This window comes from Streptomyces sp. NPDC058663, assembly GCF_042716745.1.
Classification (GTDB): Bacteria; Actinomycetota; Actinomycetes; order Streptomycetales; family Streptomycetaceae; genus Streptomyces.
Genome location: NZ_JBHXRV010000067.1, coordinates 1 through 17,037 on the forward strand (window position 1 = coordinate 1; position 17,037 = coordinate 17,037).

A 17,037-nucleotide genomic window follows, 5' to 3' on the forward strand; every position below is an offset into this window, starting at 1 on the left:
GGCGACCACTTATATCAACAAAAATTTTGTCGTGGGCTGCGTCTGTTTTTTAAAAGCCACCGCGGCCCCCCCGGGCCGCGGGGCCCGGGGGGGGCCCCCGGGCGCGTCCGGGGGGTTTCGCCGGTACGCGCGCGGCGCAGGCCCTACGAGGGGTGGTGGAAGGTGACCTCGGGGTGGGCGGCCGTGGGCCCGTCCAGGATCGGCGCCCGCATCCCGCGCAGATGGCGGTCGAAGAAGGCCCCGGTGTAGGCCACCGTGATCTCGCCCGACCGCTTGCCCGAGAGGGGTGCGGCGGGGTCGACGACCCCGGCCTGCGCGCCCAGCACCGGTACGTCGTTGAACGAGAAGTGCCCGGTCCCCGCCACCGTCAGCCACCGCTTCCACCCGTCCATCCGGTCCCAGGCCTCGCGCCACTTGCCGCCGCCCCCGTCGTCTTCGGGGCGGTGCGAGGCGTCGGTGCCCAGGAGGAGGAAGGGGCGGCCGTTCATGCCTGCTCCGGGAGTGGCGTCGAAGAAGCCGCCGTCGAGGTTGACCCCGGCCTTGATGCGGGCGTCCCGGGCCATGGCGACGGCGGAACTGTTCCCGCCGATCGAGTGTCCGGCCATGCCGATCCGCCGCGGATCGACCGTCTTCGCGAAGGCCTCGCCGAGCGCGCCGCGCCCGGTCAGGAGCTGGTCGAGGAGGAAGGACGCGTCGGCGGCCCGTACCTCCGGGACCTGGCGCGTGAGGCCGGACCGGCAGGCGGCGCAGGTGAGCGTGCGGCCACCGGGGAAAGTGGTCCCGAAGGTCTCGTACGCGTGGTCCACGAGCGCGACCACGTACCCCCGGCTGGCCAGCTCCTCGGCGAGCATGGTGAGCGTGCCGCGGTGCAGGGTGAAGCCGGGCGAGAGCACGACGAGCGGGTGCCTGCCGGCCGCCGGGCGCGCGTCCGTACGGGAGTGCGTGCGCGCCGCGCCGACCAGCTCCGCCGGGAAGTCGGGCCGCTTGATCCCCTCCACCAGCAGCCGGGCTTCGTCCGGCCCCAGGTACGGGGCGGGCGCGCCGCCGGTCCCCCGCCGCGCGGGGTAGTGCATCGACACCATGAGCTCCCGCGCCCCGGCGGCCGGCACCCACGGGTCGGCCCGCCCCTCGTCCACCACGTGGAACACCTTCTTCCCCACGGCGAACCCTCCCGTGGGTGCGGGGAGGCGCAGCTCCCGCGCCGTTACGGAGACGGAGGACGGGGTCCGTTCCCCGGACGCGGCGTCCCCGGCGCCCCCGGCGGAGGCGACGGGGACGGTGAGGGCGAGGGCGGCGACGGCTGCCACGGAGGAGGCGGCGAGGCGGCGGTTGCGCTTGGCGTTTCGGCTCATGAAAGGACCGTACGAAGCGCGGCCCCCGCGCCGCCCCTGCCGAAAGTAAGGGGCCGCCCCCTACGAAACAGCAGGCACCGCTTCCGGCGAAGTCCCGTGTTCCACCAGCCGGTTGGCGAAGGTGGACAGGGTGTACGTGCCGATGCCGAGCACGACCTCCAGGGCGTTGCGCCGGGTGTACCCGTGCGCGTAGAACGCGGCCAGCTGTTCGGCGTCCACGTCTCCGGCGCCGTCCAGCACGGCGTGCGTGAACACCCGTACGGCCTCCCACTTCGCCTCACGCAGGGGCCGCCGCGCGACGAGGTCCTCGATCAGCTCCTCCCCGGCGCCCAGCTTCGCCAGCTTCCCGGCGTGCATGCGCACGCAGAACCCGCACTCGTTGCGGCCCGCCACGGTCATGATCAGCACCTCGCGCGCGACCGGCTCCATCGTCACGCTCTCGAACATGGCGCTAAGCCGCAGGAACCCGTTCAGCAACTCGGGCGACTCGGCCTGCTTGGCCACGAGCGGCGGCAGGAACCCGAAGTTCTCCACCACGCCCGACATGGCCCGCCGGGACGCGGCGGGGGCGGAGTCAAGGGTGTGCTCGGCGAACCGCAGGTCGGCAGCCTCGTTCTTGTGCGTCTCTCGCACCTGGTGGGTCTCTCGCACGGAACCATCCCCTAAAATCGACAACATGGTTGACGAAAAGAAAGTAAACCAAGTTGTCGACTCTGCCAAGGGGGTATCGCGCGAGCAGACGTCGAAGGGCGGCCGCACCAAGGCCGAGAAGGCCCCGCTGGTCCGCGCCGGGAGCGGGACCACGCCCCCCGGCGGCGCGACGGCCGAGCAGGCGCCCCCCGGCCGCACCACGGGCGAGCAGACACCCCCCGGCCGCACCACGGCCAGACAGGCACCCCCCGGCCCCGCAGCGGCCGACGACACCCCCGGATTCGAGCTCCCCCTCCTCCTCTTCGCGGGCTTCCGCACCCTCATCGACCGCCTGCACACCGAGCTCGCCGCCCAGGGGCACCCCGACGTCCGCCCCGCCCACGGCTTCGCCATGCAGGCCATCGCCGCCTGCGGTCCCGGCGGCGCGACCGCCACCGAGATGGGCCGCCACCTCGCCGTCTCGAAGCAGGCCGCGGGCAAGACCGCCGACCGGCTCGTCGCACTCGGGTACGCGGCGACCGCCCCCGACCCCGCCGACGCCCGCCGCAAGCTCATCCGCCTCACCCCGCACGGCATCGACGCACTGACCCGCTCCGCCACGATCTTCGACGCGCTGCGCACCGAATGGGCATCAGCACTGGGCGCCGGCCGGGTCCGCGACCTGGAGGACGCCCTGCGCACCGTCGTGCCCGTCTCGGACCGCTTCCCCCTGGACCCCGCAGGATGGCTGGCCCACTGATCCCATCGACCCGTACGGCCCGGCGGGGCCGCCCCCGGTCCCGCCCCGCCCGGCCCCGCCCCCTTGCGTCGAGCGCGCTCCAAGGCGTTGGCTTGACCGTCATGAAGTACACACAGCTCGGACGCACCGGACTCAAGGTCAGCCGTCTCGTCCTCGGCACGATGAACTTCGGCCCCCAGACCGACGAAGCCGACAGCCACACGATCATGGACGCGGCCCTCGCCGCGGGCGTCAACTTCGTCGACACCGCGAACGCCTACGGCTGGGGCAACAACAAGGGCCGCACCGAGGAGATCATCGGCTCCTGGTTCGCCCAGGGCGGCGGCCGCCGCGACAAGGTCGTCCTCGGGACGAAGGTGTACGCGAACATGGCCGGCGACGGCGAAAGCCCGTGGCCCAACCACGACAAGCTCTCGGCCGTCAACATCCGCCGCTCCGTCGAGGCCAGCCTCAAGCGCCTGGGCACCGACTACATCGACGTCTACCAGTTCCACCACGTCGACCGCTCGACCCCCTTCGAGGAGATCTGGCAGGCCGTCGACGTCCTGATCCAGCAGGGCAAGATCCTCTACGCCGGCTCGTCGAACTTCGCCGGCTGGCACATCGCCCGGGCCAACGAGAGTGCCCGCCGCCTCGGCTCGTACGGCCTGGTCAGCGAGCAGTGCCTGTACAACCTCGCCGAGCGCCGCGCCGAGATGGAGGTCATCCCGGCCGCGCAGGAGTACGGCCTCGGCGTCATCCCGTGGTCGCCGCTGCACGGCGGCCTGCTCGGCGGCGTACTGAGGAAGGAACGGGAGGGCGGGGGCGCGCGCTCCACCTCGGGCCGCACCGCGGATGCGCTCAAGGACACCGCCGTACGGACCCAGGTCCAGGCGTACGAGGACCTGCTCGGCAAGCACGGGATCGAACCGGGCGAGGCGGCACTGGCCTGGCTGCTGACGCGGCCGGGGGTCACCGCGCCGATCGTCGGCCCGCGCACCGCCGATCAGCTCGCTTCCGCACTGCGGGCGGTCGAGCTGGAGCTCCCGGCGGAGCTGGTGGCCTCGTTCGACGAGATCTTCCCCGGACCGGGGGCGTCACCCGAGGCCTTCGCCTGGTGAGATGGGCGGTCGGGTACGACCGAGGGGGCGGGACGGGGTCCGCCGGCGGAACGGGTCCGTCACGGGAGGACCGGTGAGGGGTGTCCGGGTCAGTTGCCCGCGATGGACGCCGCCGCGATGACGACGAACATGAGGACCAGGACACCGGCCATGATCTGGTTACGGATTTTGGGATTCACGGTAACGAGCGTAACCGGAGTGGCCCCCGGGCCCGCTCACCGCCCCAGCGGCCAGGCGGCGACCGTTTCGTAGCGCGGCACGGACAGGTCCCGGCCCGCGCCGGACCCGGGCAGGTTGCTGCGGACGAGCGCCAGCTCGTCCACCGGCCACGGCGTGCCGGTGAAGGGGGCGAGGGCGGCGACGTAAGGGCCGAGGTCCGGGTCCTTCGCCCTCGCCCCTTCCCCGTGCCGCCGGGTGCGGGCCAGGGTCAGGTGCGGCCGGAACGGCAGCCCGGTGTCCGGTTCGACGCCCGCCTCCCCCGCCGCGTCGGCGGCAGCCGCCGCGAGCCGGCGCAGGACGGCGGTGTCACCGGCGGCCCCCGCCCACAGCGCCCGCCCGCCGAAGTGACCGCTCCCCCTGAGAGCCAGCGAGAAGGGACGGACCTCCCCGGCCGCCCTGGCGAGCGCGCCCTCCAGCACGCCGACCCGCTCGTCCGCCACCTCCCCGAGGAACGCGAGCGTGAAGTGCCACCCGGCCCGCCCGGTCCACCGCAACCGCCCGCTCCCCGGGAGCTGCTCCAACCGGTCGACGGCCGAGGCGAGTTCCGCGACGGCCTCCTGCGGCGGCAACACCGCGACGAAGAGTCTCATGGAGCCATTGTGAGCGGGGCGGGGACGGGGACGGGGCGCGAGGCGGGGCCCCGACGTCCGCTCGCTTCCAGACCCGTGGCTCAGTCGTCCGCCGCCCCCGGGGCTGCCGCCGCGATGGCCGCCAGCACCAGGTCCAGCGCCCCCTCGAACGCCGAGCCCGCCATCATCGGCAGATGATCCCGCACCGCGTGCAGGTGCGGGTACTCCTCCGCCGGGACGTCCCCGTACGCCGCCGAGGCCCAGGCCCCCGCGTCCGCCTCCTGCTGCTCCGGCCGCAGCCCCTGCACCGCCGCGTCCAGGGCGGCGTGACCCAGGACCGTATCGACGAAGGCGTGGTAGTACCGCACCGCCGACGCGTCGTCGAAACCGGCCGAGCGCAGCAGGCCGACACCCGTGTCGATCGCCCGCTGCTCGTGCGGGCGCCGGGTCACCCGGAAGCCGCTCAACAGGGCGACCCTCGGGTGGCGTTGCGCCGAGTGGTAGGCCCGCACCCCGAACTCCCGCAGTGACGCACGCCAGTTGGCCGGGTCCGGGTCCGGCACGAAGCCCGCCATGGTGTCGCCGATCAGGCGGTCGCCCATCGCCAGGTGCAGATCCTCCACCGACCGGAAGTAGCGGTAGACCGCGCTCGGGTCGGCCCCCAGCGCCTGCCCCAGCTTCCGCATGGTCAGTGCCTCGGCCCCGTACGCGTCGACGATCTCCAGCGCCCGGTCGAGGATGCGCTCGGCGGACAGGACGACACCCGAACGGGTCGGCCGCCGCCGCTTCCGCTCGCCAGGAACCCGGGACCCACCGCCCGCACCGCCGACCGGCCCACCCTCGCCCGCACCGCCGACCGGCCCACCCTCGCCCGCACCGCCGACCGGCACGCGCTCGCCCGAGCCACCGCCCACACCGTCCCCCGCACCGCTCCCCGCCATGACCCCGAACCCCTCCCTCGCTGCTCGCTCGCTCCTCGCTCGCCTGCGCGCCAGTTAACCACCGCGTTACGTCAACACCATTGACATAACACTGACGCCGCCTGTTTCATCGGCCCACATCCCTCGAAGTGGTCCGCCAAGGAGCGTGTGCGCCGTGCCCTCGAACACACCGCAGCAACCGCCACCACCACCCGCAGCATCACCGGCCCGGCCCGCCCTGCGCCGCTCCCTCGGCGTCAAGGACGGCATGGCCATCGCCGCCTCCAGCACCGCGGCCACCACCAGCATCGGCATCGGCATGGGCTCGCTCGCGGCGTACACAGGGCGTCAGACCCCCGTCGTCCTGCTTCTCGCGTTCCTGCCGATCGCCGGCATCGCCCTCGCGTACGCCCGCCTCAACCGCACGGAACCCAACTGCGGCAGCGGCTACACCTGGGTGGGGCGGACCATAGGCCCCTGGTCCGGCTTCCTCACCGGCTGGGTCGTCCTCGTCGGCACCATGATCTTCATGGCGTACACCGGGGCGGTCACCGGCTCCGTCGTCCTGCAGTTCCTCAACAAGCTGGGCATCGAATCCGCCTTCGGCATCGCCCTGGACCCGTCCGCCACCGGCATCAGCACCGTCGTCGGACTGGTCGCGCTCGTCGCCGTCACCCTCACCGCGATCACCGGCGTACGCGGCGCCACCCGCCTCCAACTCGCCCTGCTCGTCTTCGAGTACGCCGTACTCGTCGTCTTCTGCGGCTGGGCGCTCCTCGTCGGCGACCAGCCCTTCTCGCTCTCCTGGCTGAACCCCTTCGAGATCGGCTCGGGCCAGTCCCTCGCCCAGGGCCTGGTGCTCGCCGTCTTCATCTTCTGGGGCTGGGACGCGGCCTTCAGCGTCAACGAGGAAAGCAAGGACCCGCGCGACGCCGCACGCGGCGGCTTCCTCGCCCTCTTCACCATGCTCGGCCTCTTCCTCTTCGCCTCGATCGCCTTCCAGCGGGTGATGGACACCGGCGAACTGGTGGAGAACGGACCCGCCGCCCTCACCTTCCTCGGCTCCCACCTCGCCCCCGAACCCTGGGCCTCGCTGCCGCTGGCCGCCCTGATGTGCTCCGCCTTCGCCTCTCTCCAGTCGAGCGTCATCCCCACCGCACGCGGCAACCTGGCGATGAGCCGCGAGCGCACGCTGGGCAAGGTGTGGTCCCGGATCCACCCGCGCTTCGGCACCCCGGCCGTCGGCACACTGATCCTGATGGCCGTCGCCGCCGCCATCGCCGTCCTCGCCGTCGGCATCCCCAAGCTCAACGACATGATCCTGACCGCCGTGAACTCCATCGGCCTGACCGTCTCCCTCTACTACGGACTGACCGCGATCGCCTGCGCGGTCCGCTTCCGGGCGAACCTGCGCGCCGGCGTCCGCGAAGCCCTCGCCTCCGTACTCGTACCGGCCACGAGCGGACTGGTCCTCTTCGGCCTCGGGGCGTACCTGGCGTACACGTACGCCACGATGAGCGACCACTTCGAGGCGAGCCCCGACAACGGATGGTTCATGCTGACCATCCCGGCCGTGGTCATCGGCTCCGGATTCGTGGCGGCTGCGATCGCCAAGTGGGTACGGAAATCCCCCTACTTCGCCCCGGAGAGCCGGGGCAGGGGAACGGACCCGGACGCGGTGGCCCTGCCGATGGACCAGACCCCCGCACCTCTCTGACCCGCCCCGCACACCACACTCACCACAGCCACCCTCCCGACCGACCCACCCGAGGCCACGGGCCCACCCGCGACTTCCCCCAAGACCAGAAGGGCACCCCACCCCATGCCGACGTTCGACCAGCCCGCCGACCTCGTATTCACCGGCGGACCCGTGCACACCGTCGACGCCGCCCGCTCCCGCGCCACCTCCGTCGCCGTACGCGGCGGCCGGATCGTCGCCACCGGCCACGACGAGGTGCGCGACCTGATCGGCGCACGGACCGAAGTCGTCGACCTGGCAGGCAAGCTGCTGCTCCCCGGCTTCCAGGACGCACACGTCCACCCGGTCGGCGGCGGCGTCGAAATGGGCCAGTGCGACCTGACGGGCGCGGTCACGGCACAGGAGTACCAGCGGACCATCCGGGAGTACGCGGACGCCCATCCCGAAGCGCAGTGGATCACCGGCGGCGGCTGGTCGATGGAGGCCTTCCCCGGCGGCACCCCGACCCGGGGGTTCCTGGACGCGCTGGTGCCGGACAGGCCCGCCTACCTGGTCAACCGCGACCACCACGGCGGCTGGGCCAACTCCCGCGCACTGGAGCTGTGCTCCGTCACCGCGGACACACCCGACCCGGCGGACGGCCGGATCGAGCGGGATGCCGCGGGGGCACCCACCGGGATGCTCCAGGAGGGTGCGATGGGCCTGGTGGCGCGGCACGTACCGGAGACCGGGGAGGCGCAGCTGCTGGCCGGGCTGCTGCGCGCCCAGGCCCTGCTGCACTCCCACGGCATCACCGCCTGGCAGGACGCCCTGCTCGGCAACCACGCGGGAATGGCGGATCCGGCCGGGGCCTACCTCGCCGCCGCGCGGGACGGCCTGCTCACCGCCCGGGTGGTCGGTTCCCTGTGGTGGGACCGGGCCCGGGGCGAGGAGCAGCTCCCCGAACTCCTCGCCCGGCGCGCCGAACTGGCCGTCGGCGACCGGCTCCGCGCCTCCACCGTGAAGATCATGCAGGACGGCATCGCGGAGAACCACACGGCCGCGATGCTCGACCCCTACCTGACCGCCTGCGGCTGCGCCTCCGACAACTCCGGCATCTCCTTCATCGACCCCAAGGCCCTTGCCGGGTACGTCACTTCACTTGACGCGGCGGACTTCCAGGTGCACTTCCACGCCCTGGGCGACCGGGCCGTACGGGAGGCCCTGGACGCGGTGGCGGCGGCCCGCGAGGCCAACGGGTGGCGCGACACCCGCCCGCACCTCGCGCACCTCCAGGTGGTGCACCCGAGGGACGTACCGCGCTTCCGCGAGCTCGGGGCGACCGCCAACATCCAGGCGCTCTGGGCCGCCCACGAGCCCCAGATGGACGAGCTGACGATCCCGTTCCTGGGGGCGGAGCGGGCGGCCCACCAGTACCCCTTCGGCGACCTGCTGCGGGCGGGCGCAACGATGTGCGCGGGCAGCGACTGGCCGGTCAGCAGCCCGGACCCGCTGGCCGCGCTCCAGGTGGCGGTGACCAGGCGGGAACCGGGCTCGGACGCCCCGGTCTTCCTCCCGGAGCAGCGCATCGACCTGGGCGCGGCGGTCGCCGCGTACACGGCGGGCAGCGCATACGTGAACCACCTGGACGACACGGGCTCCCTCCGCCCCGGCAACCTCGCCGACCTGACCGTCCTCAACCGCGACATCTTCACGGGCCCCCCGGAAGCCATCAGCACGACCCGCGTGGAGGCGACGTACGTGGGCGGGGTACGGGTCTACACACGGGAGGACTGAGCACTCCCGGCAGGGCCGGGGAACGGGGCCGTGGTCCTCCCGGGAGGCCACCACCCGGGGGCCATGGTCCGGGCCTGCCACCGCCCGGGGGCCATGGTCCGGGCCGACCACCGCCCGGGGCGGGAGTCGCCGCTCAGGCTCCCCAGTGCGCCGGGCGCTGAAGCGAGTCCGGGATCCGGGTCCCGGCATCCCCCAGGGCCGCGTTCACCTGGGTCTGCGTAAGGAACAGCGCCTCGCTCAAGTCCGCCCCGCGTACATCCGCGTCCCGGAAGTCGGCCCCGATCACATCGGCACCGCGCAGGTCGGCCCCGCTGAGATCCGCCGCGATCACGTAGGCGCCGCGAAGGTTGACCCCCCGAAGGTCCGCGCCCGCCCGCCGGGCCCCCATCAGGTCGGCCCCGCGCAGGTCCACCTTGCGCTTCTTCCCGTTCTTCTTCTTCGGCACGGCGACGGCCCACTCCCCGCGCACCAGCTCACTCACCCGCACGAGCAGCGCGTTCACCCGCTGCCGCTCCCCCTCCGCGTCGAGCGCGATGAGCTCCTCGGCGCTCCCCCGGGTGAGCTCCTCGATCTCCGCCCGCACCCGCCGCAGGTCCTTGTGCACGGGCCCCGCCACGTCCCTGGCGAGCCCGTCGGCGAGGTACCACAGCAGCTCGTGCAACTGCTTCATCACCGGCAGCAGAGCGAACATCAGCTCGGAACTCCCGGGCTCATCCCGCCAGTTGACCCCGGCGAAGGTGACCTGGGACACCTTCTGCCCGGCCCCGAAGCAGTCGTACACGGTGCACCCGGGAAACCCCTCGCCCCGCAGCTTGGAATGGATCCCGCACCCGAAGTCCGCCCCGAGATTCGGGCACGGCTTCCCGGCGGGCTTGTCGATCGCGAAGTCGGACGACTTGGTCAGCGTCAACGCCACACAGCACAGCCCGAAACAACTCCCGCATTCGGAACGCAGGACGGAGGCCATCGCGGGATCGGACATCGGGGGACTCCACAGGTGCGGGAACGGGACTGTGCGGGTACGGGCGATACGGGCGAACTCCGGCACCTTAGCCAAGGTGCCGGCCCCGCATTCCCCCGGGTGATTCAGCCCTTCACACAGATGACCTGCTTCAGCTTCGCGACCACCTCAACCAGGTCGCGCTGCTGGTCGATGACCTGCTCGATCGACTTGTACGCGCCCGGGATCTCGTCCACCACGCCGGAGTCCTTGCGGCACTCGACGCCCTGGGTCTGCTCCGCCAGGTCCTTGGTGGAGAAGCGCCGCTTTGCCGCCGAGCGGCTCATCCGGCGGCCCGCACCGTGCGAGGCGGAGTTGAAGGACGCCTTGTTGCCGAGACCCTTCACGATGTATGAGCCGGTGCCCATCGAGCCCGGAATGATTCCGTACTCACCGGAACCGGCCCGGATCGCGCCCTTACGGGTGACCAGGAGGTCCATTCCGTCGTAGCGCTCCTCGGAGACGTAATTGTGGTGACAGGAAATGACCGGGTCGAAGGTCACCTTGGCCTTCTTGAACTCCCTGCTGACCACGTCCTGGAAGAGCCGCATCATGATCGCCCGGTTGTGCTGCGCATACTCCTGCGCCCAGAAGAGGTCATTGCGGTACGCCGCCATCTGCGGGGTGTCGGCTATGAATACCGCCAGATCACGGTCGACGAGGCCCTGGTTGTGCGGGAGCTGCTGGGCCTGCCCGATGTGGTGGTCGGCGAGTTCCTTGCCGATGTTCCGCGAGCCGGAGTGCAGCATCAGCCAAACCGAACCTGTCTCATCGAGACAGAACTCGACAAAGTGGTTCCCGGATCCGAGCGTTCCCATCTGCTTCATGGCCCGCCCCTCCCGGAACTTGACCACTTCCGCGACCCCCTCGAACCGCCCCCAGAAGTCGTCCCACCCCGCCGTGGCGAAGCCGTGCAGCCGGTGCGGGTCGACCGGGTCGTCGTGCATGCCGCGGCCCACCGGGATGGCCTGCTCGATCTTGGAGCGGAGGCGGGAGAGGTCGCCGGGGAGGTCATTGGCGGTGAGGGAGGTCTTGACCGCGGACATGCCGCAGCCGATGTCCACGCCGACCGCCGCAGGACACACCGCACCCTGCATGGCGATCACGGAGCCGACCGTGGCCCCCTTGCCGTAGTGGACGTCCGGCATGACGGCCAGGCCCTTGATCCACGGAAGGGTGGCGACGTTGCGAAGCTGCTGCATCGCGCCGTCGTCGACCGCCGCGGGGTCCGCCCACATCCGGATCGGGACCTTGGCCCCCGGTACCTCTACGTACGACATGACCCCTCGATTCCCCCGAGCCGATTCCCCGAGACGCTGTAAAACCCAAGAAAGTGCGCAAAACGCAAAAATGGTGGGGAACAGCCGCGAAAGGGACAGCGGACCGGCATCCACACCAGCACGTGCGATACACATTGTGGGCATCGGCCGCCCGCGGACGGCAAACACTTTTCCGCGAGCACAGCTGACCGACAGCTGAGCGAGAGTCAACCGAAGGGGGTCCCGGACCGTGCCACGACAGGCGGGCGTCAAGGCTTACGCAAGGGCCTGTGCGCCGGGCATCGCGCTTCTCGCGGCTCTCGCCGCAGGGACCGCCGGGTGTTCCGGAGGGGCCTCGGACGGGGACGGCACCACCGACTCCAAGCCGGGGGAGAACTCCTCCCCGGCCGCCCAGCCCGGCAAGTACCGCACGCTCCCCGAGCCCTGCCGGGCCGTCGAGCGCGCCCAGCTGAAGGACATGCTGCCGGGGGCCGCCGCACTGCCCGAGGACCAGCGGCAGAAGCTCTTCGCGGGCGAGGCGGCGGTGACGTTCGACACGGACCGCCGGGTCGGCTGCCGCTGGAAGGTGGAGTCCCCCGAGCACACCCACCAGCTCGTCGTCGACTTCGAACGGGTCGTGTCGTACGACACCGCCGTGAGCGACGACGACCGCGCGCAGACCGTGTACGCGGAGCTGGTGGGCGCCGCCGACCTGCCCGCCCCCCGCCAGACCTCACCCGACCCCGCCGCGTCCGCGACCGCGCCCGGCACCGCACAGCCCTCGGGGACGCCCGGCCCCGGTTCCCCCACCGGACCGCCCGTTACCGGCACTTCCGGTTCCCCTTCCGGTTCCGGTACGCCCACGGCGCCGCCGCTCGACGACCTCCAGCCGCGTACCCTCGACGGCCTCGGCGATGCCGCGTTCCTGGACGACGTCCAGGCGAAGGCGGGCACGTCGTCGGCCCAGGACCGCACGGTCTCGGTCGTCTTCCGCACCTCCAACGTGATCGTCAGCATCAAGTACGCCGAGCAGCCGGGCCGCACCGACCAGGTTCCCGACAGCAGGACGCTTCAGGACCGGGCGCAGGGGCTGGCCCGTAAACTCGCCGAGCAGTTCTCCAGCAGCGAGTGACCGGCGGTCACCACCCCCAGTGAGCGGCATCGAACGCGCGACAAGCACCGAACAACGACGCGACAGCGAAGGAACCACAGGAACCATGTACCGAAAAGCCCCCCGTATTGCCCGCGTACTGACCTGCGCAGTAGCCGTTCCGGCTCTGTTCGTCGTGGCCGGCTGTTCGTCGGACTCCGGTTCCGGTTCGTCTTCCGGTTCGTCTTCTGGTTCCGACGGCGGCACGAAGCAGGACCAGGGCGCGACGGCGGAGAAGCAGAACCCGTCGGCGGCGCCCACCGTGCCGCCGGCGAAGTTCGCGAAGCTGCCGGACGCGTGCAAGGGCCTCGCCAAGGAGACGATCGGCGAGCTGGTCCCGAAGGCCGAGAAGGCGGAGGGCACGGCGGACAACACGTCGGACCCGGAGACCCGGCGCGGCTGCTCGTGGAAGGGTCTGGACGACAAGGGCCTGCAGGGTTCGCAGTACCACTACCTGACGTACGCGCTGCAGCGCTTCGAGTCGAACGCGTCGCTGGGCAGCGGTGAGAAGCGCGCCACCGAGCAGGTCACCAAGCAGGTCAACAAGGTGCAGGGCAAGGACGGCGCGAAGGACGTCCGGGCCAACCCGGTGAGCGGCATCGGCGACCAGGCGACGTCGGTGACGTACGGGGCCCGCGAGGGCGGTACGGACTTCCAGCACGCGGTCGTGGTGACGCGTACGGGCAACATCGTGGTGACCCTGGACTACAACGGCTCGGGCTACTCGGGCGCGAAGGCCCCCTCGCCGGGCGACCTGATGAAGGGTGCCCAGGAGGCGGCGAAGGAGGTCGTGGCGTCGATCGCCACGGCGAACAAGTAGGCACACGAACCCGTCCCCCGCGCGGGCAAGTCACCGCGCGGGCAGGCGATCAGACGCACGGTCCGATACAGCGGGTAGTCAACGACTTGACCACAACTGGGCCAGGTTTGACCGCTTTTACGGGGGTTCGATCCTTTTCGGAGGGCCGGGCCCTCGTTCGTGTGTGCCAGGCTGTGGCCGCCGGGTCGGGGTGGAAGCCCCGGCGGGGCCGGACCGAGTTGGACGTACGGGAGGGGATCGCGGGTGGCCGCGATGCAGTTGACACGCACGCACCGCATATTGATCGGTGTGGTGGTCGCCGGTGCCGTCATCATCGCGGGCATCGGCTTCGCCGGTTCGTACGCGGCGGTGCGCGAGCTGGCAGTGGAGAAGGGCTTCGGCAACTTCTCCTACGTCTTCCCGATCGGCATCGACGCGGGCATCTGCGTCCTGCTGGCCCTGGATCTGCTGCTGACCTGGATGCGGATCCCCTTCCCGCTGCTGCGCCAGACGGCCTGGCTGCTCACGGCGGCGACGATCGCCTTCAACGGCGCGGCCTCCTGGCCCGACCCGCTGGGCGTCGGCATGCACGCCGTCATCCCGGTCCTCTTCGTGGTCTCCGTCGAAGCGGCCCGGCACGCGATCGGCCGGATCGCCGACATCACCGCGGACAAGCACATGGAGGGCGTCCGCCTCACCCGCTGGCTGCTCTCCCCGCTGCCCACGTTCAGGCTGTGGCGCCGGATGAAGCTGTGGGAGCTGCGGAGCTACGAGCAGGTCATCAAGCTGGAGCAGGACCGGCTGATCTACCGGGCCCGCCTCCAGGCGAGGTTCGGGCGCTCCTGGAAGCGGAAGGCGCCGGTCGAGTCACTGATGCCGTTGCGTCTGGCGAAGTACGGTATTCCGCTCGCGGAGACCGGCCCGGCGGGCCTGGCCGCGGCGGGCATCGAGCCGGTGCTGCTGCCGCCCGCGCCGGAGCTCTCCGCAACGTCGGCCCCGGCGCTTCCGGCGGCACGGGAGGGCGGCGAGCCCCGCGAGGCTCGTGCGTCCGGCGAGTCCCGCGAGGCCCGTACGTCCGGCGAGTCCCGCGAGGCGAAGGACGCCCGGGGCCCGATAGGGGAGAAGGACGCGATACGCGAGGCTCCGGGTACTCGGGAGGAATCCGAGGCTCCGGAGCCGGCCGAGTCGCACAGGACGACTGCTCCCCAGGAACCGCGCGCAGCTACGGAGGCCCCGGCCGCCGCATCCACCCCCACGGCCCCCACCGCCCCCGTCACCGAGCAGCCGCAGGGCCAGCACCCGAGCCCGTGGTTCACGACACCGGCCCCCGGCCCGCAGAGCCAGCAGGCCCAGCCCCAGACCCCGCAGCCGCAGAGCGGGTACGTGCCGGAACAGTCCCCGGACCAGCACGCAGACCGGTCCGCACAGCAGTACGCGGACCAGCACCCCGCCGCCCACGAAACCCCGGACACCCCGCCGGTCATGGTCCCCACAGGCCCCGGCCGCAGCCGCCCGCTCGGTGGGTACGACCCCGACTACGATCCCGAGTTCGGCCCGGACTTCACGGCGAACGGCCCCGCAGGCGAAGCGGACTTCGTCCTGGACGACGACGCCTACTACGCCGCCTTCCGCAAGTGCGCGATCGAGAACGGCGCGTTCCCGACGCCGCTCCAGTACGGCGCCTACCTGAGCGACCTGTACGGGCAGCAACTGCCCCTGGACGAGCTGGAAATGTACGCCAAGCGGTACGAAGTCCAGTACCAACTGGAACTGGACGAACACACCCCCTGACCAACCACCCCCCGCCCCCTTGAGCGACGGGGCCGCCCACACCCCCTCTCCCCCGCCCCCTTGGGCGACGGGGCCACCCTGCTTGCCGCCGTCGCCTTGGGCGGCGGGGCCGCCCCCCGGGGGCAGTGGGGTCTCCCCTGCTCGAGCGAAGCCGAGAGCTTGGGGAAGGGCGGGCAAGGGGGCGGCCCCCGGCGGAGCCGAACACCGCACCCCCGCCCGGCCCCGACCCCGCCCGGAGGCGGCCCCCCACAACCCCCTACGCCCCCAACAGCTTCCGCACCCTCTCCGCCCCCACCGCCAGCAACAGCGTGGGCAGCCGCGGCCCCGTGTCCCGCCCCACCAGCAACTGGTACAGCAGCGCGAAGAACGTCCGCTGCGCCACCTTCAGCTCCGGCGTCGGCTTCGCGTCCGCCGCCAGCCCCGCCTGGATCTTCGGCACGCCGTAGACCAGCGTCGTCAGACCGTCCAGGGACCAGTGCGAGTCGAGGCCCTCGACCAGCAGCCGCAGCGACTCCCGCCCGTCCTCGTCCAGCGCACCGAGCGTCTCCGTGTCCGGTTCGCTCCGTACGATCGTGCGCTGGTCGGCGGGCACGTACGTGGAGATCCACGCCTCGGCACGGTCCAGCCGGGGCCGCACGGTGTCCAGGTCGGTCACCGGGTTCTCCGGGTCCAGCTCGCTCAGGATGCGCAGCGTCTGGTCCTCCGCCCCCGCCGTCACGTCCGCGACCGAGGCAAGCGTCCGGTACGGCAGCGCCCGCGGCGTACGCGGCAGCTCCCCGCCGGCGGTCCGTACCGCCCGCGAGTGCGCGGCGGCGTCGGCGGGCAGCACCGAGCCGTCGGCGACCTTCGCCTCCAGCTTGTCCCACTCGTCGTACAGCCGCTGGATCTCCTGGTCGAAGGCGATCTTGAAGGACTGGTTGGGCCTGCGGCGCGCGTACAGCCAGCGCAGCAGCGGCGCCTCCATGATCCGCAGGGCGTCGCCCGGCGTGGGGACCCCGCCCTTGGAGGAGGACATCTTCGCCATGCCGCTGATCCCGACGAACGCGTACATCGGTCCGATCGGCTGCACGCCGTCGAAGATGTCGCGGACGATCTGACCGCCGACGACGAACGACGAACCCGGCGAGGAGTGGTCGACGCCGCTGGGCTCGAAGATCACGCCCTCGTACGCCCAGCGCATCGGCCAGTCGACCTTCCAGACCAGCTTGCCGCGGTTGAACTCGTTCAGGAGAACGGTCTCCGTGAAGCCGCACACGCAGACGTAGGCCAGCTCGGTCGAGTCGTCGTCGTACGAGGTCACCGTCGTCAGGTCCCGCTCGCACTGCCCGCAGTAGGGCTTGTACGGGTAGTACGCCGACCCGCTCGACCCGTCGTCCTCGCCTGCCGCGCCGGAGCCCTCGGCGGCCTCCAGCTCGGCCTCGTCGAGGGGCTTCTGGGACTTCTTGGCGGGCGCCTTCTTGGTCCGGTACTGGTCGAGGATCGCGTCGATGTCGCCGCGCCGCCGCATCGCGTGCAGGATCTGCTCGCGGTAGGCGCCCGCCTGGTACTGCTCGGTCTGGCTGATGCCGTCGAACTCGACGCCCAGCTCGCCCAGCGCCTCGACCATGGCGGACTTGAAGTGCTCGGCCCAGTTCGGGTACGCGGAGCCCGCCGGGGCGGGGACCGAGGTCAGCGGCTTGCCGATGTGCGCGGCCCAGGACTCGTCGACGCCCGGGACGCCGTTGGGGACCTTGCGGTAGCGGTCGTAGTCGTCCCACGAGATGAGGTGACGGACCTCGTGGCCGCGGCGGCGCAACTCGTCGGCGACCAGGTGCGGGGTCATGACCTCGCGGAGGTTGCCGAGGTGGATGGGGCCGGACGGGGAGAGTCCGGACGCGACGACGACCACCGGCGCGGCAGCGCCAGAGTGTTTCGCGCCAGGCGCACGTCGCTCCGACTCGGCGATGACGTCGTCTGCGAAACGGGAGACCCAGTCGGTCTCCGGTGTGCTGCTCTGAGCCACGATCGGCACGT

General features: G+C 71.7%; 13 protein-coding genes and 1 pseudogene. 7 read left to right on the forward strand and 7 right to left on the reverse strand.

What is annotated here, in order from left to right; all coding sequences use genetic code 11:
• Positions 1 to 143: 143 nt before the first annotated feature.
• Positions 144 to 1,352: an alpha/beta hydrolase family protein gene (locus ACFWVV_RS34065; protein ID WP_384342261.1), complete on the reverse strand. Its 1,209-nt coding sequence runs from the start codon at positions 1,350 to 1,352 to the stop codon at positions 144 to 146.
• Positions 1,353 to 1,412: 60 nt separating this feature from the next.
• Complete coding sequence (locus ACFWVV_RS34070) at positions 1,413 to 2,003, reverse strand: carboxymuconolactone decarboxylase family protein (protein WP_384342259.1); 591 nt, start codon at positions 2,001 to 2,003, stop codon at positions 1,413 to 1,415.
• 277 nt (positions 2,004 to 2,280) lie between these two features.
• On the opposite strand from ACFWVV_RS34070, the pseudogene ACFWVV_RS34075 reads away from it, so the two are divergent.
• Together ACFWVV_RS34075 and ACFWVV_RS34080 are read left to right on the forward strand one after the other, a co-directional pair.
• A pseudogene (locus tag ACFWVV_RS34075) lies at positions 2,281 to 2,742 on the forward strand (MarR family winged helix-turn-helix transcriptional regulator); the annotation flags it as partial.
• A gap of 101 nt (positions 2,743 to 2,843) precedes the next feature.
• Positions 2,844 to 3,842, forward strand: coding sequence for an aldo/keto reductase (locus ACFWVV_RS34080; RefSeq protein WP_384342257.1), 999 nt, complete (start codon positions 2,844 to 2,846; stop codon positions 3,840 to 3,842).
• Positions 3,843 to 4,057: 215 nt separating this feature from the next.
• On the opposite strand, the gene thpR is transcribed toward ACFWVV_RS34080, so the two are convergent.
• Positions 4,058 to 4,651, reverse strand: coding sequence for an RNA 2',3'-cyclic phosphodiesterase (thpR, locus tag ACFWVV_RS34085; protein ID WP_384342255.1), 594 nt, complete (start codon positions 4,649 to 4,651; stop codon positions 4,058 to 4,060).
• An 80-nt stretch (positions 4,652 to 4,731) separates the two neighbouring features.
• Positions 4,732 to 5,571 (reverse strand): TetR/AcrR family transcriptional regulator, encoded by an 840-nt coding sequence (locus ACFWVV_RS34090; RefSeq protein WP_384342253.1) that lies wholly within the window; start codon positions 5,569 to 5,571, stop codon positions 4,732 to 4,734.
• A 247-nt stretch (positions 5,572 to 5,818) separates the two neighbouring features.
• On the opposite strand from ACFWVV_RS34090, the gene ACFWVV_RS34095 reads away from it, so the two are divergent.
• Positions 5,819 to 7,267: an APC family permease gene (locus tag ACFWVV_RS34095; protein ID WP_384342861.1), complete on the forward strand. Its 1,449-nt coding sequence runs from the start codon at positions 5,819 to 5,821 to the stop codon at positions 7,265 to 7,267.
• Positions 7,268 to 7,372: 105 nt separating this feature from the next.
• Positions 7,373 to 9,025 (forward strand): amidohydrolase, encoded by a 1,653-nt coding sequence (locus tag ACFWVV_RS34100; protein ID WP_384342251.1) that lies wholly within the window; start codon positions 7,373 to 7,375, stop codon positions 9,023 to 9,025.
• A 133-nt stretch (positions 9,026 to 9,158) separates the two neighbouring features.
• Here the strand turns inward: ACFWVV_RS34100 and ACFWVV_RS34105 are convergent, their stop codons facing one another.
• Positions 9,159 to 10,007: a pentapeptide repeat-containing protein gene (locus tag ACFWVV_RS34105; RefSeq protein WP_384342249.1), complete on the reverse strand. Its 849-nt coding sequence runs from the start codon at positions 10,005 to 10,007 to the stop codon at positions 9,159 to 9,161.
• 104 nt (positions 10,008 to 10,111) lie between these two features.
• Positions 10,112 to 11,305 (reverse strand): RtcB family protein, encoded by a 1,194-nt coding sequence (locus ACFWVV_RS34110; protein ID WP_384342247.1) that lies wholly within the window; start codon positions 11,303 to 11,305, stop codon positions 10,112 to 10,114.
• 229 nt (positions 11,306 to 11,534) lie between these two features.
• Between ACFWVV_RS34110 and ACFWVV_RS34115 the strand changes: the two genes are divergently transcribed.
• The 3 genes from ACFWVV_RS34115 to ACFWVV_RS34125 all read left to right on the forward strand — a co-directional run bounded on the left by ACFWVV_RS34115 (position 11,535) and on the right by ACFWVV_RS34125 (position 15,024).
• Entirely contained in the window at positions 11,535 to 12,416 is an 882-nt protein-coding gene (locus tag ACFWVV_RS34115; protein ID WP_384342245.1) for a DUF3558 domain-containing protein, read from the forward strand.
• A gap of 85 nt (positions 12,417 to 12,501) precedes the next feature.
• Entirely contained in the window at positions 12,502 to 13,254 is a 753-nt protein-coding gene (locus ACFWVV_RS34120; RefSeq protein ID WP_384342243.1) for a DUF3558 domain-containing protein, read from the forward strand.
• A gap of 243 nt (positions 13,255 to 13,497) precedes the next feature.
• Positions 13,498 to 15,024, forward strand: coding sequence for a DUF2637 domain-containing protein (locus tag ACFWVV_RS34125; protein ID WP_384342241.1), 1,527 nt, complete (start codon positions 13,498 to 13,500; stop codon positions 15,022 to 15,024).
• A gap of 256 nt (positions 15,025 to 15,280) precedes the next feature.
• Here the strand turns inward: ACFWVV_RS34125 and lysS are convergent, their stop codons facing one another.
• Complete coding sequence (gene lysS / locus ACFWVV_RS34130) at positions 15,281 to 17,035, reverse strand: lysine--tRNA ligase (protein ID WP_384342240.1); 1,755 nt, start codon at positions 17,033 to 17,035, stop codon at positions 15,281 to 15,283.
• Positions 17,036 to 17,037 lie beyond the last annotated feature (2 nt).